The 24919-nt window shown below is 57.1% G+C and carries 25 protein-coding genes; 5 read left to right on the plus strand and 20 right to left on the minus strand.

All coding sequences use genetic code 11. From position 1 onward, the window contains the following. Window positions 1-412: 412 nt before the first annotated feature. The 9 genes from AOY23_RS11730 to lysM form a co-directional block, all read right to left on the minus strand. Complete coding sequence (locus AOY23_RS11730; protein ID WP_054179806.1) at window positions 413-1066, minus strand: aspartate/glutamate racemase family protein; 654 nt, start codon at window positions 1064-1066, stop codon at window positions 413-415. Beyond that, entirely contained in the window at window positions 1063-1482 is a 420-nt protein-coding gene (locus AOY23_RS11735) for a GlcG/HbpS family heme-binding protein (RefSeq protein ID WP_054179807.1), read from the minus strand. The genes AOY23_RS11730 and AOY23_RS11735 overlap by 4 nt, the downstream gene beginning before the upstream one ends. After that, window positions 1479-2828, minus strand: coding sequence for a bile acid:sodium symporter family protein (locus AOY23_RS11740; protein ID WP_054180010.1), 1350 nt, complete (start codon window positions 2826-2828; stop codon window positions 1479-1481). The genes AOY23_RS11735 and AOY23_RS11740 overlap by 4 nt, the downstream gene beginning before the upstream one ends. A 20-nt stretch (window positions 2829-2848) precedes the next feature. Further along, window positions 2849-3664: a beta-keto acid cleavage family enzyme gene (locus AOY23_RS11745; RefSeq protein ID WP_054179808.1), complete on the minus strand. Its 816-nt coding sequence runs from the start codon at window positions 3662-3664 to the stop codon at window positions 2849-2851. 29 nt (window positions 3665-3693) lie between these two features. Further along, a complete protein-coding gene (locus AOY23_RS11750; protein WP_054179809.1) occupies window positions 3694-4461 on the minus strand; it encodes a hydroxypyruvate isomerase family protein in 768 nt (255 codons plus the stop codon). Then, a complete protein-coding gene (locus AOY23_RS11755) occupies window positions 4442-5248 on the minus strand; it encodes a DeoR/GlpR family DNA-binding transcription regulator (RefSeq protein WP_054179810.1) in 807 nt (268 codons plus the stop codon). Before AOY23_RS11755 ends, AOY23_RS11750 begins: the two co-directional genes overlap by 20 nt. A gap of 10 nt (window positions 5249-5258) precedes the next feature. Next, entirely contained in the window at window positions 5259-5903 is a 645-nt protein-coding gene (otnC, locus tag AOY23_RS11760) for a 3-oxo-tetronate 4-phosphate decarboxylase (protein ID WP_054179811.1), read from the minus strand. Further along, a complete protein-coding gene (otnK, locus tag AOY23_RS11765) occupies window positions 5900-7165 on the minus strand; it encodes a 3-oxo-tetronate kinase (protein WP_054179812.1) in 1266 nt (421 codons plus the stop codon). Before otnK ends, otnC begins: the two co-directional genes overlap by 4 nt. A gap of 274 nt (window positions 7166-7439) precedes the next feature. Further along, window positions 7440-7889: a peptidoglycan-binding protein LysM gene (lysM, locus tag AOY23_RS11770; RefSeq protein ID WP_054179813.1), complete on the minus strand. Its 450-nt coding sequence runs from the start codon at window positions 7887-7889 to the stop codon at window positions 7440-7442. A gap of 362 nt (window positions 7890-8251) precedes the next feature. On the opposite strand from lysM, the gene AOY23_RS11775 reads away from it, so the two are divergent. The 3 genes from AOY23_RS11775 (at window position 8252) to pheP (ending at window position 13122) form a co-directional block, all read left to right on the plus strand. Beyond that, window positions 8252-9334, plus strand: coding sequence for a YncE family protein (locus AOY23_RS11775; RefSeq protein WP_054179814.1), 1083 nt, complete (start codon window positions 8252-8254; stop codon window positions 9332-9334). Window positions 9335-9393: 59 nt separating this feature from the next. Then, window positions 9394-11607: a TonB-dependent receptor gene (locus AOY23_RS11780; protein ID WP_054179815.1), complete on the plus strand. Its 2214-nt coding sequence runs from the start codon at window positions 9394-9396 to the stop codon at window positions 11605-11607. 123 nt (window positions 11608-11730) lie between these two features. After that, complete coding sequence (gene pheP / locus AOY23_RS11785) at window positions 11731-13122, plus strand: phenylalanine transporter (RefSeq protein ID WP_054179816.1); 1392 nt, start codon at window positions 11731-11733, stop codon at window positions 13120-13122. Window positions 13123-13173: 51 nt separating this feature from the next. Here pheP and nfsB read toward each other — a convergent pair whose 3' ends face one another. From nfsB to AOY23_RS11800, 3 genes are all read right to left on the minus strand, one after another. Further along, window positions 13174-13827: an oxygen-insensitive NAD(P)H nitroreductase gene (gene nfsB, locus AOY23_RS11790; RefSeq protein WP_054179817.1), complete on the minus strand. Its 654-nt coding sequence runs from the start codon at window positions 13825-13827 to the stop codon at window positions 13174-13176. Window positions 13828-13921: 94 nt separating this feature from the next. After that, a complete protein-coding gene (locus tag AOY23_RS11795; RefSeq protein ID WP_054179818.1) occupies window positions 13922-14290 on the minus strand; it encodes an MmcQ/YjbR family DNA-binding protein in 369 nt (122 codons plus the stop codon). After that, window positions 14290-14871 (minus strand): TetR/AcrR family transcriptional regulator, encoded by a 582-nt coding sequence (locus AOY23_RS11800; protein WP_054179819.1) that lies wholly within the window; start codon window positions 14869-14871, stop codon window positions 14290-14292. Before AOY23_RS11800 ends, AOY23_RS11795 begins: the two co-directional genes overlap by 1 nt. Window positions 14872-15064: 193 nt before the next feature. Here AOY23_RS11800 and AOY23_RS11805 point away from each other — a divergent pair, with 193 nt between their 5' ends. Both AOY23_RS11805 and AOY23_RS11810 read left to right on the plus strand, forming a co-directional pair. Continuing rightward, window positions 15065-16165 (plus strand): MBL fold metallo-hydrolase, encoded by a 1101-nt coding sequence (locus AOY23_RS11805; RefSeq protein ID WP_054179820.1) that lies wholly within the window; start codon window positions 15065-15067, stop codon window positions 16163-16165. A gap of 31 nt (window positions 16166-16196) precedes the next feature. Further along, window positions 16197-16538 (plus strand): RamA family antibiotic efflux transcriptional regulator, encoded by a 342-nt coding sequence (locus AOY23_RS11810; protein ID WP_038159321.1) that lies wholly within the window; start codon window positions 16197-16199, stop codon window positions 16536-16538. A 41-nt stretch (window positions 16539-16579) separates the two neighbouring features. Here AOY23_RS11810 and AOY23_RS11815 read toward each other — a convergent pair whose 3' ends face one another. The 8 genes from AOY23_RS11815 to betA all read right to left on the minus strand — a co-directional run bounded on the left by AOY23_RS11815 (window position 16580) and on the right by betA (window position 24918). Then, entirely contained in the window at window positions 16580-16831 is a 252-nt protein-coding gene (locus AOY23_RS11815; protein ID WP_054179821.1) for a DUF1158 domain-containing protein, read from the minus strand. Between the two features lie 69 nt (window positions 16832-16900). After that, window positions 16901-18022, minus strand: a complete 1122-nt coding sequence (locus tag AOY23_RS11820; RefSeq protein WP_054179822.1) for a YbdK family carboxylate-amine ligase — start codon at window positions 18020-18022, stop codon at window positions 16901-16903. 48 nt (window positions 18023-18070) lie between these two features. Beyond that, window positions 18071-18775 carry an ABC transporter ATP-binding protein gene (locus tag AOY23_RS11825; RefSeq protein ID WP_054179823.1) on the minus strand — a complete coding sequence of 235 codons (705 nt, stop codon included), beginning with the start codon at window positions 18773-18775 and terminating at the stop codon, window positions 18071-18073. Then, on the minus strand, window positions 18762-19598 hold the full coding sequence (locus tag AOY23_RS11830; RefSeq protein WP_054179824.1) for an ABC transporter ATP-binding protein: 837 nt from the start codon (window positions 19596-19598) through the stop codon (window positions 18762-18764). The genes AOY23_RS11825 and AOY23_RS11830 overlap by 14 nt, the downstream gene beginning before the upstream one ends. Next, complete coding sequence (locus tag AOY23_RS11835; RefSeq protein ID WP_054179825.1) at window positions 19591-20424, minus strand: ABC transporter permease; 834 nt, start codon at window positions 20422-20424, stop codon at window positions 19591-19593. Before AOY23_RS11835 ends, AOY23_RS11830 begins: the two co-directional genes overlap by 8 nt. Continuing rightward, the gene (locus AOY23_RS11840; protein WP_054179826.1) at window positions 20424-21446 is read right to left on the minus strand and encodes an ABC transporter permease; all 1023 of its coding nucleotides are present in this window, start codon (window positions 21444-21446) and stop codon (window positions 20424-20426) included. Before AOY23_RS11840 ends, AOY23_RS11835 begins: the two co-directional genes overlap by 1 nt. 72 nt (window positions 21447-21518) lie before the next feature. Continuing rightward, window positions 21519-23087, minus strand: coding sequence for an ABC transporter substrate-binding protein (locus AOY23_RS11845; protein ID WP_054179827.1), 1569 nt, complete (start codon window positions 23085-23087; stop codon window positions 21519-21521). Between the two features lie 166 nt (window positions 23088-23253). Beyond that, on the minus strand, window positions 23254-24918 hold the full coding sequence (gene betA, locus AOY23_RS11850; protein ID WP_054179828.1) for a choline dehydrogenase: 1665 nt from the start codon (window positions 24916-24918) through the stop codon (window positions 23254-23256). Window position 24919 lies beyond the last annotated feature (1 nt).

Genomic DNA, 24919 nt, shown 5'->3' on the forward strand with positions numbered 1-24919 from the left:
CAGTTAATGGTCTGCTGTTCGTTTTTGCTGATGTCGTTGGTATCTGCCGCCCAGCTGTTGCCGCTCAGGGCCATGGCRATACATAACGACAGAATACTGCGTCTCTTATCCATTAAAATCTCCTTTCCGTATGGGATTATTTAGCTGGCGATAAAGGGTGTTTAATCCAGCGCGGCAATATTATTTTTGGAAAGGTCAGAAAAAGATATGGGGCGGGAACGTGTCCATTTTTGGTGGCTGAATAACTGGCTTAATTACAGTGTGTTACGTGGCATTATATTAATTAACACTTGCTTTCAGTGAAACTGAATAAATATTGCTTTCTTATTTTATTTATATATTTCATTCATGGCGTAAATATAAATAAGCCTGCGCAACGGCAGGCTTATTTTCTATTTAATCACGGTGAAAATTATGCTTCTGCTAATGCCTTCAGCCAGCGAACGCCGCTTTCGGGCGAGGTCAGCACCGGCACCGGCGGCGTCGGGAGTTGTTGCAGCACGCGCGCCATTGACGCCTGCGCCAGCATGATCACATCCGCAGAGGCAAAGGCATTTTTCAGCCCTTCACTCACAATGCGATCATGGGTGGCGGTATCGCCCGCCAGCAGCGCATGGAACGCGTCTTCCATGAGCATCGGGACGATTTCGCGCTGTTTGCCGCTCTCCTGCACCTTACGCTGAACGTAACTGAGCGTCGGTTTCAGCGTGGTTGCTACCGTCGCCAGCACCGCGATGCGCTGGCCCTGCTCAATGGCGTTTTCCACCATCGCGCAGTCAATGCGGGTCAGTTGCAGCGGCGTCATAAACTGGCACTGCTCAACGGCGGTGCCGATGGACGAACAGGCGGTCATGAAAATCTCGCAGTCCGCTTTTTCCGCGATCTGGATGTAGCCCGCGATGCGCGCGCTGATGGCCGGGGTCACGCCACTGGCTTTCATCACCTGTTTAATCATCGACTCTTCGACAAGGTGCATCACGTCCGCCTGCGGCATGATGTCGGCAATCAACTGTTGCATCATGGCGAGTGTGGCGGCGCTGGTGTGCAGCATGGCAATCTTTTTCATTGTGCAATGTCCTCAGTGAGCAGGGCGGCGACAGCCGCCGCCGCGTCGTGATCTTCCTGTGCCGACAGTCCGCCGACGGCGACGGCGCCTAAGCATTTGCCGTCGCGCATCACCGGTACGCCGCCAGGCAGCGCGGTAAAGCGTGGGTCGGCAAAGTAACTGATATCCAGTTGCTCTTTTTGCAGACGCTGGAGAAACGCCAGGGTAGTGCAACCCAGACGGCTGCTGGTGCGCGCCTTACGCTGGGTCAGCTCAACCGTCAGCAGTTTTGCGTTATCCATGCGGGCGAAACAGAGCAGTTCACCGCTGGCATCGCAGACCGCCACGCTGAGCGGTCGCTGGTTATATTGAGTGTCGGCGAGTGTCAGGGCATATTCCTGCGCCCGGCGCGCCTGCTGTAACGTCAATGTGGTCATGATAATTTTCCTTTCGGCAGAGAATCGGAGGCGGTCAGCGGCGCTTCAGCGGCGGCTTTCGCGGCACGGGCATCTTTTTTACGCCAGTAGTTGGCGAGCAGTGATCCGCTGACGTTGCCGAGCGGCGTCATGACTGCCGAGGCCAGGCCAACCGTTGCCAGTTTGCCCATCGCTGCGGCGAGGCCGGAGGCCATTCCGCCGTTCTGCAGGCCCACTTCAAAGGCCACGGTACGGGCGGACTGCACGTCCATGCGGAAGATAAAGCGGCTCATCAGATAGCCGATGCAGAAGCCACCCAGGTTATGCATCAGCATGGCGAAGCAGAGCAGGAAACCGACCTGCACCAGGTTGTCACGCCCCGCCGCGGCCGCGGTGGTGGTGAAGAAAATGATGCCCATCATTGAGATGGTCGGCATGATGTTTTTGATGCTGCTGAAGCGGCCATACAGCCAGTTGTAGAACAGCGCCCAGATGATGCCACCGGCGACGAAGTTCAGTACGACAGCGTACATCTGCGCTTCGGCGCTGGCGGTGCCGAACAGCGAATCCCAGCCGCCCGCAATCATGTACAACAGCCAGAGCGCGCTGATGCCTGCCAGCCCCTGCACCACGCGGCGGCCATTCAGGCTGGCGTAGGTTTTCAGGTAATCATGCAGAATGGCGGCGCCAATTGGGATCAGCACGATTTTCACCACGTCCATTACCATCGCGGTAAGCTGGATGTCGATCATCGAACCGGCCAGCAGGTTGACCCACAGCGGCGTCATCACCGTGGCGGCGAGTGTGGAGACCGCGGCGATCGACACCGCCAGCGCCAGGTTGGCGTTCGCGATGTAAACCATCACCGTTGACGAGAGTCCGCTCGGGCAGGCGCCAATCAGCAGGATCCCCACGGCGACTTCCGGCGGGAAGTGGAAAATCAGCGTGATGGTCAGCCCCAGCAGCGGCATGATGACGAAATGGCAGAAGGTGCCGATAAACACCGCCCACGGCATTTTGGCGACGTCGATAAAATCCTGAATCGTCAGTTTGGTGCCCATGCTGAACATGGTGGCCTGAATGACCAGGAAGACGATCCATTTGTGGGTGATGTTAAAACCGCCCCAGACGATCAGATCAGTCGACCAGGTCATCGCGGCGACGAAACCGGCGATGATCCACAGCGTAAACTGGTAACTGCGCAGCGCTGGCCAGTAGCCTGCACCTGCGGCAAATCCGGCGGTAAACATCACAAGACCCGGCTGCCAGAGCGCGGGGGACTGCATGAGGGCGCCGATCACCGCCAGTGCAATACCCGCGATGCTGACGCCTAAACCACTTTTTTGTATTACAGATTGAATAGTCATGGCGAAAATTCCTTTCAGCGTCACGCGTGTTGCCGTGGCGGAATCGATAACATCTGACGCGCCACCTCAGGTGTTGCGACGGTTTTATCCATGCTGCGAATAAGCGTGGCGAGTTTCTTAACCTGTTGATAATTATTCGACGCCTTCTCACTGGCGCTTAAATAATAGCTGTCTTCAAAACCAATTCTGACTTCGCAGGCACCCATACCTACTGCCGCGGCAATAATGTCAAAATTCTGTCGGCCATAATGGGTAATTCCCCATAATGCATCGCGCGGGATCATGCTGCGCAAAGCAATTAACGCATCAACCGTCGCCGGTGAACTTCCCCGGTGACCCAGTACGATATTAAAAAGCATCGGCGTTTTAAACGGGATATTTTGCTGTAAGGTGAGGATGTTATTGATCATCCCAATTTCAAAGACTTCGAATTCGGGAATAATATTGCGTTTAACAATTTCACGAGAGCAATATTCCACGTCCGGCGTGGGATTAAAATAGACGTTATCGCCGAGGTTAACCGAACCGACGTTAAGCGACGCCATTTCCACGCCGGGGCAGGCCAGCGGCGCGCAGCGCTCTTCGATAGACATTGACGACACACCGCCAGTCGAGGCCTGAATAATCAGGTCTGAGTGGGCGATCACTGGCGCGATAGTGGCCTGAAAATGTTGGGTGTCTGGCGTCAGTCGACCCTGTTTATCACGGACATGCAAATGTACAATGGCGGCGCCATGTTCGACACTGGCTAAAATTTCATTCGCCACTTCCTCGGGTATAACGGTGGGGCAATCCGCGGCGACAGGCGCCAGCGAAATAATGACGTTATCCGACATAATATCCTCCGGTACAGAAGTAATAATATTTATAATATTGTTGTGATCCAGTTCGCAGGGGAATTTAACGGCGTATATTCACAGCCAATCCACCCCTGATAATTCAGTTCCTGTATATAATTTAACAACCACGCATCATTGAGTTCCCCGGTGCCCGGTTCATTTCGACCCGGTACGGAGGCAATCTGAAAATGGCGAATTAACGGCCAGTAATGCGCAATATTTCGTGCCACATCGCCATGGGTTTTCTGGCAATGGTAAATATCAAACTGTAAACCGATATTTTCTCTGGCGACCTGGGTGATTATTTTTTCGGCCAGCGGAAAATTATCTATAAAATAATTCGGCATATCCTGCGGATTTAACGGCTCAATCAGTACGGTAATCCCCGCTGTCGCCATAACATCACAGGCATACTGCAAGCGGCTTACCAGCAACGCCAGTTGCTGCCCGGCAGACAGCGCCGCAGAACGGTTTCCCGCCATCACATGTACCTGCCGACACCCCAGCGCGCTGGCGTACTCACGGGCGAGGCTCAGGCTGGCGCGGTATTCGTCATCACGCAAGGGCAGGGAGGCAAGTCCGCGTTCTCCCGCTGACCAGTTGCCTGCCGGGGCGTTGAGCAGCACCACCGGCAGTTCCGTCTCCTGCTGCGCCTGGCGGAGTTCCGCCAGCGGATGCTGCCAGAGAAACAACCCCTCGACGCCGTGAAAACCGGCCTGCCGGGCGGCGTGAAAGCGCGCGGAAACCGGCAGATCGTTGAAGATCCAGTCGAGGTTAGCGGCCAGCTTCAGCATACTGCGCCCCCTCGTCACTCTCCACGAGATGGAGTTTGATCCCCTGTTGCTGGATCTCCTGCTGCGCGTCGGCAGGCAGGTGCTGGTCGGAAACAATGTCCGTCAGTTGATTCAGGGCGCAGATATGGAACATGCCGTATTTGCCGTACTTGCTGCTGTCGCACACCAGCACGCGGCGGCGGGAGACGGTCAGCACCGCCTCTTTCACGGACGCTTTGCCTTCGCTGGGCGTTGACATCCCGCGCGCCAGATCCCAGGACGACGAACTCAGAAACGCCACATCGATGTTAATGGTGTGCAGAAAACTGGCCGCGCTTTTGCCGATGCAGGAGCGGTTGCGTTGATCGACCAGCCCCCCGGTGTGGTACAGCGTGATGTGCGGCATGTCCATCAGGTAGTGGCTGATAGAAAAGTCGTTCGTCACCACCGTCAGGTTAAAACAGTGGCTGGCGGCCACCGCTTTCGCCACCTCGAACAGCGAAGTGCCCGCATCCAGGTAGAGCGTCTGGCCCGGCTCAATCAGCATCGCCGCCAGTGCGCCCATCCTGCGTTTGACGTCATGGTGCAGCTCGGCTTTTTCCCGCCACGGCAACTCGGATTTCAACAGGTTGTTGAGTTTTACCCCGCCGTTGATGGCCACCACTTTGCCTTCTTCTTCCAGCAACTGAATGTCCCGCCGCACCGTCATGTGCGAGACGCTCATCAGCTCCGCCAGTTCATTAAACGAGGCGACATTTTTTTCATGTACATAGCGATAGATGAAATCGCGACGTTGTTCGGGGATCATCGCTCACTCCTCACTTTATCCGGGCCTGTTCCAGCTCTGCCACCGCGGCGGGCGTCAGCGGAACATAGCCGAGTGGTTTCAGCGTCAGCCAGATGCGCGCGCTGTCTTCCAGCTCTTCGGTGTTAAACACCGCTTCACGCAGCGTGCGACCACTGACCACCGGGCCGTGGTTTGCCAGCAGCGCGGCGATATGGCTGGCGGCGATTTCACTCAGCGCCGTGGCAATGCCTTCGTGACCTGGGCGGAAATAGGGCAGCAACGGCAACTGGCCGATGCGCATCACGTAATAGGGCGTCAGCGGCGGCAGACAGTTTTCCGGCGTGGTACACGGCAGACAGGCGAGGGCGGTCAGCCACGGTGAATGCAGATGCACTACGGCGCCGCACTCAGGACGATGCCGGTACCAGGCCAGGTGCATCGGTACTTCTTTTGACGGGCGATCGCCGCCGATGTGCACGCCGTTTTCATCCAGCCGACTGAGCGTGTCCGGTTGCAGTTCGCCGAGACAGGAGTTGGTCGGCGTGACCAGATAGCCGCCGTCCGGCAATTTCACGCTGAGGTTGCCGCCGCCGCCGCTGCTGTAGCCACGGCTGAACAGGGAGCGGCCATAGTGAACCATTTGCTCGCGAAGCTGTTGTTCGGTCAGATGGCTCATGATGCGTACTCCTGCGCTTTGAAAAAGAAATCTTGCTGGCCGAAATTGCCGGATTTCAGCGCCAGCGACAGCTGTTGTTCCGGGGCAAAAACCCAGGGAACGCCAGGGGCGATCGCTTTCCCGGCGGTCAGGCGTTTCACCTGCAAGGCTTCCACTACCGTGCCGGAGGTTTCGCCACCGGCGACAATAAATGTGTTGATGCCTGCGTCGCGCAGGGTGACGGTCAGCCGGGCAAAGGTTCGTTCAACCGCCTGGCTTGCCGCCTGTTCGCCGTATTGTTGCTGAATAGTGCGCAGGATCTCCGGCGGCTGGGTGGCGTAAATCAGCGGCGCGTAAGCGTCATCCCGGTGCGCCAGCGCCCACAGGGCTATTTCATTGATATACGCCGCGTCATCCGCCATGCAGCGGGCGACATCCAGCGGCAGACTGGCGGCCTGGGTTTTGTACGCGTTCACCTGCCGGTTGGTCATCGACGAACAACTGCCGGAGAGGATCACCGCATGAATCGTCGGGGCAAAACCGCTGGTCTGCGCCAGCGGGCGTTGCGGCCGGGCGATGGCGGCCAGCGCGCCGCCAAGCCCGGAGCCACCTGCCAGCAGCGGGTATGACTGCAACGCTTCTGCGAGGGTGAGCAGATCGGCTTCGGTCAGCGTATCGACAATAATATGTTTGTTGCCCGCCTGCTGGTGCTGGTGCAGCGCGTCGGTCACCGCCTGCACGCCCGCCTGCACGGTGGCGAGGTTGATGACGCCAGTGGCGTACGGGGTTTGCGGCGCCAGCAGACGTTCAAGACTGGCGTCGGTCATCGGGTTCAGCGGGTGCTTTTCCATCCCGGATTCATTCAGCAGTACGCCGTTCACAAACAGATGCCCGTGGATCACCGTGCGGCCATTTTGCGGCAGTGCCGGGCAGTGAACGATAAACGGCGCGCCGGTGGCCTCCAGCAGGGCATCGCTCACCGGGCCAATATTGCCTGCGGGGGTGGAGTCGAAGGTGGAACAGTATTTGAAGTAGATTTGTTTTGCGTCGGCCTGCTGTTTCAGCCACTGATAACATTGCAGCGACTGGCGCACAGCCTCGTCAGCAGGCAGTGAACGGCTTTTCAGCGAAATGACGATAGCGTCAGCCTCATCATTCCAGCGCTGCGTCATGTCCGGCATGCCTGGCAGCAACGCCACGCGCCATCCCTGTTCCGCCATAAAACTCGCAATGTCGGTTGCTCCGGTAAAATCATCGGCAATAACGCCGGTCATGACAGCCATGGATCCTGCTCCGCTCACGTTGTCTGAGAATTGAACATATTATTCAGCAGAAAACTTCACATTCACATGATGATTCTCACAAACAATATCATCGCCAAAAGCGATTAAATTTATTTAATTTATTGTTTTTAGTAGATAAATTTAGACATGGAATAAAAACAGGGCTAACAGAGTGATGTGAAGATTCGTTAAAGGGTGAGAAAATTTGTCATGACAAGAAATAACCCGGCGCGCAGGCCGGGTTATTTCTTAATGAAGCGAAGCGACTGGCGGATTACTTCCTGGGAATAATCAGCACCTGCCCGGGATAGATCTTGTCCGGGTGTTTTAGCATCGGTTTGTTGGCTTCAAAAATACGCTGGTAGTCATTGGCGTTACCGTATTCCTTTTTGGCAATCGCGCTGAGGGTATCGCCGGATTTTACGGTGTAGTAATTGCTTGCTGCACCCGCCTGGGCAACTGCGGTTTTATCATCAATACCGCTAATGCCTGCGACGTTGCCAATGGCGACCAGAATCTTCTCTTTGGCTTCCTGAGAGAGAATGTCGCCGCTGACCGTTGCCGTCCCGTTATCGTTGACCACCACGTCAACCTTGTCCGAATCAGGCAATCCCAGCTTGTTGATGTGCGCTTTTAACTTTTCAGCTTGGGTGGTTTTATCGCTTCCCGATACTGCGTCCCAGATCTTTTCCCCGGCGTCTTTAACAAAACTGAACAATCCCATACAACCTCCTGTGTGTGTGATGAATGTTTCAGGCAGAAACAGCCATAAGCGTAGTCGAAATTCCTTCAGCAAAATGTGGCTGGCCGTGATTCCTGACAGATAAATACTCCATAGTTTTGATTATGAAAAAATATATCACTGGAGTAACGCTTTCTGTGATGATTGCACTTGAACACTTAAAGATAATGCGTATAGTTCTCATTCTCTTTGTTATTCGCAGGCGAGGCACGGAGATTCCTGCAATGAAGTGAAATGTGATTCACAGGGAAACACTGAGGCGCACGGCGGCGTGATGACCCATAACCGGAACCCATAAAGCCGGATACGTCGCTCCACTGCTTATTTTTGGCGAAGGATCCCTGATGAAAACGCAACTTTCCACGTTAGCGCTGGCATTTGCCGTTGCGCTGAGCGGCTGCGCCACGCAGTCTTCTCCCTCCACACACGCGGCCACGCCGCCTGCGGCCGTTTCCGCTCCCGCGACTGACATCGTTAAGCGTTCCCTGGCAGAAGGGCTGTATGAGATGGCGCTGAGCCCGACCGGCGATGCACTGTATGTCGCCAGCGCCGAAGGCTTTAAAGATGTGCAGGGCGGGATGGTCTACAAACTGGACCCGGCAACCCTCAAAACTCTTGGCGCCACACATACCGATCTGAAAAATTTCGCCATGCAGATAACGCCGGACGGTAAAACGGTCTACGTCACTAACTCGCTGGATGGCGGTATCAGCGCCATCAATACCGCAGATGGCAAAGTGAAAGCCCGCCTGTTGTTCAGCGAACGCAACGAAAAAGGCCTGCCGTATGGCGCGCGTCAGATCCTGCTGCACGGCGACACGTTGTATGTCGGCGCGGTGGCTGATCCGGCGGTCATCTGGGTGGTTGACGCGAAAACCCTCAAGCTGAAAACCCGCATCAAAAATACTGGCAAGTGGATGACCGGTCTGCACTATTCGGATCAAACCGGGCGGTTGTACGCGGCGAATGGCGGCGGCGAAATTCTGGTGATCAACCCGCGTAATAACCGCGTTGAACAGCGCTGGAAGCCGCTGGGCGATAAACCGGCGCTGCTGCTCAATCTGGCGGAAGACGCCGACACCGGTCGCCTGTTCGTGACCGATAACTCGAAAGCCAAAACCACCCTGGTGCTCGATATTCACACCGGCAAGGTGATTAAGCAGCTCGATGTGGGCGACTCGCTCTCCGTGCTGTTCAACGCCAGACGCCATGAAATTTATATCTCTCAGCGTGATTCCGGAAAAGTGCTGAGCCTGGATGCCACGCGCTATACCGTGAAAAAAAGCTGGGACCTGCCGCCGAATCCGAACAGCCTGACGCTGTCCGCGGACGGGCAAACCCTGTTTGTCACCGTGAAACAACCGTTCAATAAGGACCACTCCACAAAAGGTCCGGACAGCGTTGTTCGTCTTGATTTAGCCCATTAATTTTCCGGCCCGGCGTTGAGTCGGGCCATGTTTCACTTAGCCTCTATAAAGAGCACATTATGCACAACACCAATTCACTGACTTTACCGTTACGTAAAACGCTGCTGGCGTTAGCGATTGGCGCGCTGAGCCATACCGCCAGCGCGGCAACGACCACGACAACTTCTGACGCCACAAAGAAAAAAGCCGCGGAAGAAACCATGGTTGTCGAGGGTACCGAAGGGAGCGATTTTAAACCTGGCGGCGACGCGCTGGTGCCGGCCTTCCTTGACGGGCAAATCGCCCACGGCGGGCGACTGGGGATCCTCGGCGAACAGAAAGCGATGGACGTGCCGTTCAATGTGATCGGCTATACCTCGAAGCTGGTGCAGGATCAGCAGGCTAAAACCATTGCCGATGTGGTCAGCAACGACGCCAGCGTGCAGGCGGTACAGGGTTATGGCAACTTTGCCGAAACGTATCGCATCCGCGGCTTTAAACTTGATGGCGACGACATGACCATGGGCGGTCTGCCGGGCGTGGTGCCGCGTCAGGTGGTGGACACCCAGATGCTGGAGCGCGTCGAAATTTTCAAAGGCGCGAACGCGTTGTTGAACGGCGCGGCGAGCAGCGGCGTGGGCGGGATGATCAACCTTGAACCGAAACACGCGGAAGATACGCCAACGACACGGGTCGGCGTGGATTACACCTCAGACTCACAAGTGGGTGGCTCGCTGGATCTCGGACGTCGTTTTGGCGACAACAACCAGTTTGGCGTGCGAATGAACCTGCTGCATCGCGAAGGCGAAACGGCGGTGGATGCGGATAAACGCCGCACCACGCTGGCATCGCTGGGGCTGGACTATCGCGGTGATCGTCTGCGCACCTCGCTGGACGTTGGCTATCAGAAAAAGACGTTCCACGGCGGCACGATGGGCGTCAACATCAGCGGCGTCGACTTTGTTCCCGATGTTCCGGACACGCGGAAAAACTACAGCCAGAAGTGGGGCTACAGTGATATCGAAAACGAATTCGGCATGGCAAAAGCGGAATTTGATCTGACAGACAACTGGACCACCTATGCCGCGTTCGGCGCCCAGCACGGGCACGAAACCGGCGTCTACAGCGCGCCGAAACTGATCAATGCCAATGGCGATGCGACCGTCGGGCGTCTCGACACCAACCGTATCATCGACGCTTACAGCGGCATGACCGGTCTGCGCGGCAATTTCGACACCGGCCCGGTTTCGCATAAAGTGAACGTCGGTTACTCGGCGCAGATCAAAAGCGATAAAACCGCGTGGCGCATGTCGGCCAACAACCCGACCACCAATATTTATGACAATAACGACGTCGCCATACCGGACAACGCGTACTTTGGCGGCAACTATTATGATCCGTTGACCACCGCGCGTAACCGTACGCAAGGCTGGCTGCTGAGCGATACGCTGGGCTTCTTCGATGATTCCCTGCTGTTCACTGCGGCAGCGCGTCATCAGAAAGTGGTGGTACGTAACTACAGCAACGCCACCGGGCTGGAAGATACCACCAGCCGTTACACCCAGAGCCGCTGGATGCCGACGTACGGTGTGGTGTACAAGCCGTGGGATACCGTGTCGCTCTACGCCAACTACACCGAAGCGCTGCAGCCGGGCGATAACGCGCCGCAAGGGGCCGCAAACTACGGGCAGAGCATGGGTATCGCCCATTCGAAGCAGAAAGAAGTGGGCGTGAAACTGGATTACGGCAGCATTGGTGGTTCTCTGGCGCTGTTTGAAATCAAAAAACCGTCGGCCATTCTGAACAGCGACAATGTCTACGCGCTGGATGGCGAGCAGCGTAACCGTGGCGTTGAGCTGAACCTCTTCGGCGAGCCGATGCTGGGGCTGCGTCTGAACGGCAGCACCACCTGGCTCGATCCTGAGTTGACCAAAACCGCGGGCGGCACCAACAACGGCAATGACGCCATTGGCGTGGCACGCTTCTATGCGGTGCTGGGCGCGGAGTATGACATCAAGCCGATTGATGGGCTGACGGCTACGGCGAAAGTGAACCACACCGGTTCGCAGTACACCGATGCGGCGAACACCAAAAAGCTCGACAGCTACACCACGCTGGATCTCGGTGTGCGTTACAAAATGCGTCTTAACGCCGATCAGAACGAAATGGTCTGGCGTGTTGGCGTGGATAACGTCACCAATGAGAAATACTGGGCCAGCGTTGAAGACTACGGCACGTATGTTTTCCAGGGTGAACCGCGTACCCTGAAAGTGTCCATGTCTTACGACTTCTGATCACCTGCATCAACCGGGCGCGGCAAGTCATTGCCGCGCCACTCATTTCATCCCTGACCTTGCGACATTTTTTCCTAAGTGATAAAAGGTGCCCCTTCTGAAAAAGAGATACAGGGGAAAGACGTGAACAACGCGTCATTAGCATCCGACAAGTCGCAAACGGATGCCGGGTCGTCGCACGCGCCGACGCTTCATCGTGGATTACAAAACCGTCATATCCAGCTTATCGCCCTCGGTGGCGCCATCGGCACCGGGTTGTTTCTGGGCATTGGCCCGGCAATTCAGATGGCTGGCCCGGCTGTGCTGCTCGGATACGCCATCGCCGGGATCATCGCGTTTCTGATCATGCGCCAGCTTGGCGAAATGGTGGTCGAAGAACCGGTGTCCGGCTCCTTCGCCCATTTCGCGTATAAATACTGGGGACCGTTTGCCGGGTTCCTCTCCGGCTGGAATTACTGGGTGATGTTCGTGCTGGTGGGCATGGCAGAACTGACCGCCGCCGGTATTTACATGCAATACTGGCTTCCCGACGTACCGACCTGGATTTGGGCGGCCGCGTTCTTCATCATTATCAACGCTGTGAATCTGGTTAACGTACGCCTGTATGGCGAAACCGAATTCTGGTTTGCGCTGATTAAAGTGCTGGCGATTATCGGCATGATTGGCTTCGGGCTGTGGATGCTCTTTTCCGGTCACGGCGGCGAGCACGCGAGTTTTGACAATCTCTGGCAGTCTGGCGGTTTCCTCGCCACCGGCTGGCACGGACTGATTTTGTCGCTGGCGGTCATTATGTTCTCCTTCGGCGGCCTTGAGCTGATTGGCATTACTGCCGCAGAAGCCCGCGACCCGGAAACCACCATCCCGAAAGCGGTTAACCAGGTGGTGTACCGTATTCTGCTGTTTTACATCGGCTCGCTGGTGGTGTTGCTGGCGCTCTACCCGTGGGTGGAAATCAAATCCGACAGCAGCCCGTTTGTAATGATTTTCCATAATCTTGACAGCAACGTGGTGGCTTCTGCGCTGAATTTTGTGATTCTGGTGGCGTCGTTGTCGGTCTATAACAGCGGTGTTTATTCCAACAGCCGTATGCTGTTTGGCCTTTCCATTCAGGGCAACGCCCCGAAGTTTCTCACCCGTATCAGCCGTCGCGGCGTGCCGGTGAACTCGCTACTGCTCTCCGGGGCCATCACCTCGCTGGTGGTGCTCATCAACTACCTGCTGCCGCAGAAAGCCTTTGGCCTGCTGATGGCGCTGGTGGTGGCAACGCTGCTGCTGAACTGGGTGATGATCTGCATGGCGCACCTGAAATTCCGCGCCGCGCAGCGCCGCAAGGGCAGAGTGCCGAAGTTCAAAGCCCTGCTGTCGCCCGCCAGCAACTACCTCTGCATCGCGTTTTTGCTGATGATCCTCGGCCTGATGTGCACCATGGACGGCATGCGCCTGTCCGCACTCCTGCTGCCCGCGTGGGTCATCTTCCTGTTTATCGCGTTTAAACTGCTGCGGCGGAAAGGGTAACGGGGAATTAAAGGAGGGAACCTGACGTGATATTAGGTTCCCTTTATTGGCTTAAACTTCCGTCAGCGTAGTGCTGAGCGGCAGGCGGGATTTCGGCAGGGTGGCGTTGAAGTCTTCTGCGCTGTGATGACCGACCGGCACGACCACCACGCTGGTAAAGCCTTGCGCTTTCAGGCCGAATTCTTCGTCCAGAATAGCAGCGTCAAAACCTTCCACCGGCACAGCGTCGAGGCCCAGCGCGGCAACGCCGAGCAGGAAGTTGCCGACGTTGAGGTAAACCTGTTTCGCCATCCAGTGCGCGTCATCTTTCCGATCAACACGGTGCAGATCGGCAAAGAAGCGGCGGCCTTTCTGGTTGCCTGCTTTCGCTTCCGGGGTGGCAAAACGGCCATCCTGATCTTCCTGATCCACGACTTTATCCAGCCACGCATCATCGAGCGCTGTTTTCGCGCAGAAAACCACGACGTGCGATGCATCAAGAATTTTGCGTTCGTTGAAGACGTAATTGCCGGTCGCGGCTTTAGCGACACGCGCTTTGCCTTCGTCACTGCTGGCAAGGATAAAGTGCCACGGCTGTGAGTTGGTGCTTGACGGGCTGTACTGCAGCAGGGTTTTCACTTTTTCAGCCTGCTCAGCGGTCAGTTTTTTGGCGGGATCGAAGGCCTTGGTGGAGTGGCGCTTCAGGGCGACAGACACGATATCCATACATACTCCTCAGTGATGTTTGCTGGCAGCAGATTACCGTGAAGGCGCGGCGTTGATAAGGGTTAAAAATGCCCTTATCGCCGCGAGTGGCGACTCAGACAGGGCGCAGCCGTTTTTGATCCCGCTTCGGCAGCTTATCCACCACCAGATTCCAGGAATCGGCGATCAACTCCACGAGCAGGTCATAACTGATATCATCGCCAGGGACGACGGTGATCCAGTGCTTTTTATTCATGTGATAGCCCGGCTCAATGCTGCGGTAAATTTCCTGATGCAGCAATGATTTCTGCGGATCGGCCTTCAGATTGACCAGCGCGCGGCCACGCACTGTCATGGTCAGCATAAACATCCGGTCGCCGACCTTAAACACGTCGCAATCCGGCCCGAACGGCCAGCATTGCTCAGTAAAAGGGAGTTCCAGCGCGATACGGTGCGCGCTGGCATGCAATAGCGTTTCATTCATCAGGCGGTTTCCTCTGCCAGCGCCAGCCACATGGTTTCAAAACCAAGGGCGATCAGCTCCTGCGCGCGTTGCGGTTCATGACCCGCAAATTCGATAGTGGTTTCCGCAAGCGCCAGGAAGAGGGCATCGCCAAAATCCTGATACTTGTCGGAAAGAAAGACTTTACGCAGCGATCGTTCGCACAACTGGTGCAGTTCAGGGAACATTTCGCTCACCTGGGCGCGGGTCTCTTCAGTGATTTTTTCACTCAGCGCCATGCGGCGGATCGCCTTGTGGCAGACAGGATTACGCACCCCCCAGTCAATGTAGCTGTTCCAGATATTGCGCATGTGCGCTTTCGGAGTGGTGGCGTTGGGATCAAGCTCAGAGATCATCGACTGGATCAGCGACGTTTTGATATGCAGATAAAGCACATTAAGCAGATCGTCTTTGGTGGCGAAGTAGCGAAACAGCGTTCCTTCAGCAACCCCGGCGCTGCGGGCGATGGCTGCGGTTGATGCCGCGTATCCTGACTGCGCGAAGGCAGCCGTGGCGGCTTCCAGTAACGCTTGTTTTTTATCCTCACTCTTTGGACGAGCCACTACACTTTACCTCTCTGACGGCGAAAAACACGATTGAAACATGCGTGATGCCGCACTTCAACGGGGAATGTCAAAATTTGAAAATCGTCTTGACGACTTTCTATTCATTCCTATAATGAGTGCTTACTCACTCATAATCAAGCCTAATACACTCGCCTTCTGACGGATCAGAACGGATCTTCCTGGTCGGGATATGAAACGACTCATTTTCAGCGTGGTTGTACTCATGATAATTGCTTCAGCAGCCAGTCTGCCGTTTGTACTGAATGCCGGCTTTGGGCAGGCGCCGCAGGGCGCGCAACTGACGACGGTGGAAAGCTCGCCCAACTATCGGGACGGGCAGTTTCATAACCAGCTTCCGACACCCGGTTATACCGGCGAAAAAAACATGCTGGCGGCGTGGTGGGGATTCCTGACCACAAAGCGCGAAAATGCGCGCCCGTCACAGCCGCTACCGCTGGTGAATACCGATCTCGCCAGCCTGCCACGTGAGCAGGAGGTGATGATCTGGCTGGGGCACTCGTCCTGGTATCTGCAACTGGCGGGGCAGCGCATCCTGATTGATCCGGTTTTCAGTAATTACGCGGCACCGTTCAGTTTCCTCAACAAAGCGTTTGCTGGCGACTATCCGTGGAAGGCGCAGGACATGCCGGAGATAGATCTGCTGATTATCTCCCACGACCATTACGATCATCTCGATCATGCGACGATAACCGCGCTGATGCCAAAAGTCCGCCGCGTGATCACCCCGCTGGGCGTGGGGTCGCACCTGCTGTACTGGGGAATGGACAGCCAGAAAATTACCGAGGCGGACTGGCAACAGCAGTTCAGTGTTACGGATGAACTGACCGTGCACGTCCTGCCAGCGCGACACTTCTCCGGGCGCGGACTGAAGCGCAACCAGACCCTGTGGGGCAGCTTCATGTTTGTGACCCCGCAGCACAACATTTATTACAGCGGTGACAGCGGCTATGGCCCGCATTTCAAAGCCATTGGCGAGCAGTTTGGCACCGTTGATTTGGCCATCATGGAGAACGGTCAGTATGACCAGGACTGGAAATACATTCACATGATGCCGGAAGAGACCGCGCAGGCCGCGGTTGATCTTAACGCACAGGCTGTACTGCCAGGCCATGCCGGGCGGTTTGTGCTGGCAAAACATACCTGGGACGACCCGTACAAACAGCTGGCGCTTGCCAGCCGCGACAAGGGCTATCGCCTGTTGACGCCCGTGCTCGGTGAGCCGGTGCGCGTTGACGATCGCAGCCAACATTTCAGAGCCTGGTGGGAATAACACCAGAGCGATAAAAAGAGGGGAGGGAGGTATGACGATTTCCGCTCAGGTTATCGAGACGATTGTCGAGTGGATCGATGACAATCTGCATCAACCGTTGCGCATTGATGACATCGCACGCCATGCGGGATACTCCAAATGGCATCTTCAGCGACTGTTTTTGCAGCACACAGGGAAGAGTCTGGGACGCTATATTCGCGATCGCAAACTGTTACTGGCGGCACGCGACCTGCGGGATACCGATCAACGGGTATATGACATCTGTCTGAAGTATGGTTTTGATTCACAACAGACATTTACCCGCATCTTTACCCGTACGTTCAAACAGCCGCCGGGCGCCTGGCGTAAACAACATCATACCCAGGTGCTTTGACACCATTCATCTGCACAAGCCCCGGTTCGCCGGGGTTTTTTTTAGCGTTCGGTCAGCGAAAACCAGCGGCGCCAGACGACGCGGATCACGGCATATTCAATGGCGCCCAGCAGTAAAAACCACAGGCAGAACAATACCGTATAGAGCTGATTGAGATCGGTGAAATGGAAGGTTTCCATCAGCGAGCGCGCCAGCGTCAGCCCCAGCGACGGGGCAGGCAACAATAAGCAAGAGAGCAGGGCCAGCAGTAAAATACCGGCCGCCGCCATCAGCGATTCCAGCGGATGTTTCATGACGTGTTAATCATCAGTTAAAAAAGCCATTGTCCGGCAATTTTCACGATTCGCCAAAAAAAAGTGCGCTTACGCGCTTGTCGCCCAGATTTCGCAGTGTTTCTGCACCAGCTGGATCAGCGACCCGCCGTCGGCAATGAACTGACGCATCGCCTGCGCTTCGCCTTCTCCCTGTTTCACCTGCAGGGCAATCTCTTCCAGCGCGCTGCTGGCGCCGAGTTTGTCGGCGTAAGGAGCAATCTTGTCCAGCAGACGGGCAATATCGTCGCCGATGGTCTGCTGCTCGCCGGTATGTACGTCAGTGATCAGCCCCTGCAGACCGTAGCGACAGGCCTGGAAGCGGTTGAATTTGTACAACAGGTAATCCTGCTCCTGATGCTTAAACGGGCGCTCCGCCAGCAGCCAGTATGCGACGGTCTGGATGAGTCCCGCCATGTTCACCGCCTGCGACAGCGTCAGCGGTGTATCCATCACCCGCACTTCCACCGTGCCGAAATCGGGGCTGGGGCGAATATCCCAGTGCAGATCCTTAATGCCGTCGATCATGCTGGTGTAGCTCAGGCGGCGAAACAGCCCTTCGAACTGCTGCCAGTTGCTGACCCACGGCATGGCGCCCATGTCCGGAAAGGCGGAAAAGACATTCAGCCGCGAGGAGGCGAATTGCGTGTCGCTGCCCTGCTGCCAGGGTGAAGACGCGTTGATAGCGACGAAATGCGGCACAAAACGTGACAGCCCGTGCAGCAGGTAAATGGCGTCATCGCCGCTCTGGCAGCCGATGTGCACATGCTGACCAAACACCGTGGCCTGACGTACCAGATAACCAAAATGCTCCAGCGTGCGCAGGTAGCGCGGGTTTTTGCACACTTCCTGACGCTGCCACGACTGAAAAGGGTGCGCGCCGCCGCCGCAAATTTGCAGGTGATGAGTCTCCGCGGCCCGTAACAGAATTTGCTGGATAGCCGAAAATTGCGCGCTGGCCTGATGAATGTCCTGACAGACACCGGTGGCGATCTCCAGCATGCTCTCGGTGATGTCGTGTTTCACTTCACCGGCTTTAACGTCCGCTTTCGCGGCATCGATGAGTGTGGATGAGTCCTGACTGAGATCGTATCCCGGCGGCGTCACCACCTGCAGTTCCAGTTCAATCCCCAGCGTGAAAGGATCGGAAACGTGAAAATCGGGTAAAGGCATAGCGGGCTCCCTGACATTTTCTTGTCAGTATAGGAAAAAATACCGCCGTTACCCCATCCGGTGCTCACCCCGCGCCAGCGCAGGGCGATCAAAAAAGCGCTGGATCGCGCCGTCAGCCATGAACGCAGCGCGATCGGACATATGCGCAATCACGTCGGCGTCGTGGCTGACCAGCAGGTAGGTCATCCCGTGCTCTGCCTTCAGGCGATTCAACAGGTTGAGGATTTCCGCCTGCACCGACATATCCAGCGCCGATGTTGGCTCATCCAGCAGGAGCAATTTTGGTCGCAGCAGTAAGGCACGGGCGATCGCCACGCGCTGGCGCTGACCGCCGGAAAGCTGGTGCGGGTAGCGCAACACGGCGTCAGCAGGCAGCCCGACGTCGGTTAAGGCCGTGGTGACGCGGGTGTTGATGTCGGTTTCACCGTGAATTTTCAGTGGCTCAGCCAGCGTGCGGTACAGCGTGTGATTGGGATGCAGCGAGGCGTACGGATCCTGAAACACCATCTGCACGTTGCGACGCAACTCGCCCTGAAAGCGAACGCCAGGGCGGACAGGCGCATCAAACAGCGAGACCTGCCCCTGCCACTCCCGTTGCAACCCGGCCAGCACGCGCAGCAGGGTCGATTTACCGCAGCCGGATTCGCCGATAAGACTGAAGGTTTCACCCGCCTCAACGCGAAACGCCGCATCGCGTACGGCGGTTTTGTCGGCAAAGCGCACCTGTAGCGCCTCAACGTTAACGATGCTCATGCGATGGCTCCGTAAAATTCTGACTGCGGTCGAGCGTCGGCAGCATCGTTCCCCAGGTACTGGCGTTCGGGCGGCAGGTCCACAGCGTGCGCGTGTAAGGATGTGTAGCATGCGGCAACTGCGAGGCGGCCATTTCGTCCACCTTTTCCCCCTGGTACATCACCAGCACGCGATGGCAGTGTGCCGCCACCAGCGGCAGGTCGTGGCTTATCAGTAGCATCGCCATTTTTCGCTGTTCACACTGTTCCACCAGCAACTCAAGAATTTGATTGCGCAGGCGGGCGTCGAGAGCGGAGGTGGGTTCGTCGGCAATTAGTACCTGCGGATCGTTGACCAGCGCGATGGCAATCATCACCCGCTGACCCATGCCGCCGGAAAGCTCGCCGGGAAAGCGCTTCAGCACGCGCGGTTCAAGCCCGACGGCAGCAACGGCCTGCTGAATTTTCTCCTCACGCTGCGCGCGACTCAGCCGCTGGTGTAGCGTCAGCGCCTCACTGATTTGCGCATAAACGGTTTTCACCGGATTCAGGGCGTAGCGCGGATCCTGCAACACCATGGCGATGTCATTGCCGCGCAATTGCTGCCAGCCGTGGGGGCGCAGCGTCAGAAGGTCGTGACCGAGCACATTGAGCGTGTCAGCGCTGACGACGCCGGGTTGACGCACCAGTCCCATCAGCGCGCGGGCGGTCATGGATTTCCCGGAACCGGATTCACCCACCAGCGCCAGCCGCTCTGTGCCGAGCGTAAAACTGAGATTGCTCACCACCCGGGCGCCGGGGTAGTCAATATTCAGGTTGTGTACGCAGAGTCGTGAATCAGTCATGTTGCGGCTCCAGAACGTCGCGCAGGCCATCGCCCAGCAGGTTAAAGGCGAGACTGGCGAGCAGAATTGCCGCCCCCGGAATGGCGGCCACCCACCACTGATCGAAAATCACCTGCATGCCGTCGGCGATCATCGCCCCCCATTCGGACATCGGCGGGCGCGCGCCGAGGCCGAGGAAACCAAGACCGGCGGCGGCGAGAATAATCCCCGCCAGATCCAGCGCCAGCCGCACGATAGCGGACGGCAGGCACAGCGGCAGAATATGGCCGGTTAACAACCGCAGGCCGCGAATGCCCATCATTTCAGCGGCGGCAAGATAGTCACTATGGCGCAGACGCTGAATTTCACTGCGCGCCTGACGAGCGTAGGCAGGCCAGGTGGTCAATGCCAGCGCCAGCGCGCCGTTGACCAGACCGGGGCCGAGCATGGCGACAAAAGCAAACGCGAGGATCAGCCGTGGCATCGACATCACTACGTCGGTAAAACGCATCAGCACCCGCTCAAGCCAGCCGCCGTAATAACCGGACAGAATCCCGACCAGCAGACCGACGGGCAGGGTGATGACCGTTACCAGCGCCACCAGACCGAGCGCCGGGCGGGTGCCGTACAACAGGCGCGACAGCAGATCGCGCCCGTAACTGTCAGTGCCCAGCCAGTGCTGCGGATTCGGCGCCTGCAACCGCGCGGCGGCGTCCTGCCAGTTCGGATCCTGCGGTGCCAGCCACGGGGCAAACAGCGCAATCAACAGCAGGATCAGTGCCAGCGTCAGGCCGCACAGCGCGGCGGGCGAGCGGCGCAGACGGTGGAAAAACAGCGATACCGGCATCAGCGCACCCTCGGATCGGTCAGTCGCACCAGAAAATCGGTGAGATGGTTAATCAGCACAAAACTGGCACCGATCAGCAGCGTGCCACCCATGATGGCGGTGGTGTCGCCCGCGAACAGGGCGGTGGTCAGGTAGCGGCCGATTCCGGGCCAGGAAAAGACGGTTTCGGTGAGCACCGCTCCCTCCAGCATGCTGGTATACGCCAGGGCGATCACCGTCAGCAACGTCCCGCGAATATTGGGCAGCACATGGCGCAGCAGAATGGTCATCTCACCAGCGCCTTTGGCGCGCGCCAGCAGGATGTACTCTTTGTTCATTTCACTCAGGCAGGCGGAGCGGGTGAGGCGGGTAATGCTGGCGAGCGAGTAGTAGCTCAGCAGTGCCACGGGCAGCACCAGATGGCTGATGGCGTTTTTAAAGGCCTCGCGATCCCCGGACAACCAGGTGTCGATGAGCGCAAAGCCCGTTTTAGGCTCCACCGTAAACTGGTAAATATCATCCAGCCGCCCCGGCCCGGCGCTCCATTGCAGTTTCGCGTAGAACAATGCCAGCATCAGCAGGCCGAGCCAGAAAATCGGCACCGAGTTGCCGAGCAGCGTCACGGTGCGAACGGCCAGATCCCACGGCGAACCAGCAAAGCGGGCGCACAGCACCCCGGCAATCACGCCGAGCACAGCACCTGCTATCAGCGCCAACGTCGCCAGCTCTAAGGTCGCCGGAAACGCCGCCAGCAGATCCTGCAATACCGGTTGCCCGGTAGCGCTGGCAGTCCCGAGATCGCCATGTGCCAGATTGACCAGATAGTGCCAGAACTGCACCGGCAGCGGCTGGTCGAGCCCCAGCTGGTGGCGTACCTGTTCGTAGGTGGACTGGCTGGCGTGATCGCCGACGATTTGCAATACGCGATCGACAGGAGAAAAAGCGGAGAGTGCAAACGTGATGAGCAACAGCCCGAACAGTGTGAGCAGCAGGATCAGCAGACCCTGGAGCTCGCGGATCACGTGGGTGGAGAGAGGTCGCATGGAAAATCTCTTGTTGCCCGGTGGCGCTATGCTTACCGGGCCTGTGTTTCACTGTGTGGCAATAAGGGCGAATTATTTGGTCACTTTATCGTACCACACCATGTCGGCATTCAGACCCTGCTGATACCCTTTCACGTTGTCACGCACCACGATCTGGGTTTTGCCCTGGTCAATGAACACGTACGGAGAACTGCGCTGTAGTTCTTCCTGCATGTTCTTGTACAGGTCGAGACGTTTTGCCGGATCAGGCTCCGCGACGGCTGCCAGCGTTTGTTTGTTGAGATCCGGAATATCCCAGCCGTTCAGGCCCGCCACGGTGCTGGATTTTCCGTCGTTCCAGGCAAAGGCGCTGGCGTTGGAGTGGGCGTCGAAATAGTCGGGGATCCACAAACGAACCGCCGCCTGATGCTGTTTCGCACGCACGCGGGCATACACCTGGCTACCGGCGGCAGGCAGCAAGTCCACTTTCACGCCACCCTGGGCAAAGCTCGCCTGCATCGACTGCGCGATGGTGATGAACGGTGGTTTGTTTTCCACGTCGAGCGTGAAGTGCGCATCTTTAATGCCCGCTTTCTCCAGAATCGCTTTCGCTTTTGCCGGATCGAATTTGAACGGGTTGTCCTCAATCGCTCCCGGCAGCCCTACCGGCAGGAAACTCTGATGGACGAAATACTGGCCTTTCAGCAGATTTTTGGTGATGCCGTCGTAATCCACCAGCCAGCGCGCCGCTTCCCAGAATGCCGGGTTTTTCAGCAGCGGGTTGGCGCTATTGGCGGTGTTAAACGCCACGTAGTTTTGCTCAGCAGAAGGAATGCTCAGTACCTTGATTCCCGCTTTGCCCTGCAACGCGGCGATCTGGTCAGCGCCGAGATCACGCGCCACGTCAGCATCACCCTGCTGGATCAGCAAACGGCGGGAGGCCGGGTCCGGCACGTTTTTAATGATGATGTTTTTCAGTTTCGGCGCGCCGCCAGGCGAGCTGGCGTTGGCATCCAGCACGATAGCCTGATGCGGCTGATAGACGCGCATTTTAAACGCGCCGCTGCCAGCGGAGTGCATTTTTAGCCAGGTGTTGCCGAAGTCGTCGCCCTTCACGTTGGCGGCCACCAGCTTTTCATCAACGATGGAGGCAATCGGCGTGGAGAGAATGTTCAGCGCTACCGCCGGACTGACGTCTGCCGTCCAGTGCAGTTGCAGCGTGTGGTCGTCGATTTTCTTCAACTGGCTGTCGATGTTGTCCGCTTCCCAGCCGAGAACATTAAGAATGAACGCCGGAGACTTGTTCAGCTTCACCGCACGGGTATACGAAAAAATCACGTCTTCCGGGCGCAACGGGTTGCCGGAAGCGAATTTTGCGTCGCTTTTCAGCTTCACGGTCAGGGTTCTGGCGGCGGGATCCGCCTGCCAGCTGTCGGCGAGGATCGGGGTGATTTTTTCCGGGTTATCGCGATCCGGCTGCACCAGCCGCTGATAAAGACTCGGGACGGTCTGAATACTCGACAACTCGTTGGCTTCGGCCGGATCCAGGCTGACGATATCGTCCAGCCCCTGAGCAACGACCAGCGTGGTGGGCGGCGTAGTGGCCCAGGCGGAGGCTGACAGCGCAGCCAGAATTACTAACGGCAACAGTTTCTTAGTCATGAGCAACCCCTGAAAAAATGAATATTGTCTGATTATTATGCTCCGCTACGGTAGGACGCCATGAAAATTCCGTAAAGTCATAATTCAGAATAATTTATTCGATAAAAGTATAGTCAGGAACAGAAAAGCATTAGCCCGTGGCAACGGGCTAATGAGAGGGGAGGGATTACCGGCGGACCGGGTCGTTACCGGCCACGTAATAAGCGGCGTTGCTTTTCGGAAGCGGCGGGCGCTGGCGAATCGCATCGGCGATTTTCTCGCCAATCATGATGGTGGTGGCGTTCAGGTTGCCGGTGATAATGTGCGGCATGATTGACGCATCCACCACCCGCAGCCCTTCCAGCCCGTGCACGCGGCCTTCGCCGTCGACTACCGCCATCTCGTCATAACCCATTTTGCAGGTGCCGCACGGGTGAAAGGCGGTTTCGGCGTGGTTACGTACGAACTCATCAAGTTGCTCGTCGGTCTGGCAGTCAATGCCAGGGCTGATTTCCCGACCGCGGTATTTGTCCAGCGCAGGCTGATGCATGATCTCACGGGTAATGCGGATCGCGTCGCGGAACTCCTGCCAGTCCTGCTCACAGGACATGTAGTTAAACAGGATCGCCGGGTGCGCGCGCGGATCGCGTGATTTCAGCCGCACATGGCCGCGGCTTGGTGAACGCATGGAGCCGACGTGGCACTGGAAACCGTGCTCTTTTACTGCATTGGAGCCGTTGTAGTTAATAGCGACTGGCAGAAAGTGATACTGAATGTTCGGCCAGCGAAATTCTTCGCGGCTGCGGATAAACCCGCCCGCTTCGAACTGGTTGCTGGCACCAACGCCGGTGCCGTTAAACAGCCATTCCGCGCCGATCTTCGGCTGATTCCACCACTGCAGCGCCGGGTAAAGTGATACTGGCTCTTTACACTCGTACTGCAGATACATCTCCAGGTGATCCTGCAGGTTTTCCCCGACGCCAGGCAGGTCGTGAACCAACGGGATCGCAAATTCTTTTAATAGCTCAGCGTTGCCCACGCCGGAGCGTTGCAGGATCTGTGGCGAGGCGATGGCCCCTGCGCACAGCAGCACTTCTTTGCGCGCCGTCGCTTTCGCGGGCACCGTGCTGTCGCCTTCAAGCCACTCGACACCCACCGCGCGTTTGCCGTCAAAAAGGATGTGGTCGGTCAGGGCATGAGTCTTAATAGTCAGATTCGGTCTGGCTTTCGCCTGATCCAGATAACCGCGGGCGGTACTGGCGCGACGCCCCTGCGGCGTCACCGTTCTGTCCATCGGACCAAACCCTTCCTGCTGATAGCCGTTGAGATCGTCGGTGCGCGGATAACCCGCCTGCACGCCCGCTTCAACCATCGCATGGAACAGCGGATTGTTGTTCTCTTTCGCCGTGGTGACGCTCACCGGACCATCGCCGCCGTGGTAATCGTTGGCGCCGATATCGCGGGATTCCGCTTTGCGGTAGTAGGGCAGACAGTTGAGATAACGCCAGTGCTCAAGCCCCGGCGCCTCGGCCCAGTTATCGAGATCCATCGCGTTGCCACGGATGTAACACATGCCGTTAATCAGCGACGAGCCGCCAAGCCCTTTGCCGCGCCCGCACTCCATCCGGCGGTGATTCATATACGGTTCAGGTTCGGTTTCATAGGCCCAGTTATAGCGCTTGCCCTGTAACGGGAAGGCCAGCGCCGCGGGCATCTGGGTGCGAAAATCAAAACGGTAATCGGGACCGCCCGCTTCCAGCAGCAGAACGGTGGTCTCCGGGTCTTCCGTCAGTCGTGTTGCCAGTACGTTGCCGGCAGAACCGGCACCAATAATGATGTAGTCAAATTGCATT

Source organism: Trabulsiella odontotermitis (assembly GCF_001297775.1).
In the GTDB taxonomy this organism is placed as follows: Bacteria; Pseudomonadota; Gammaproteobacteria; order Enterobacterales; family Enterobacteriaceae; genus Trabulsiella; species Trabulsiella odontotermitis.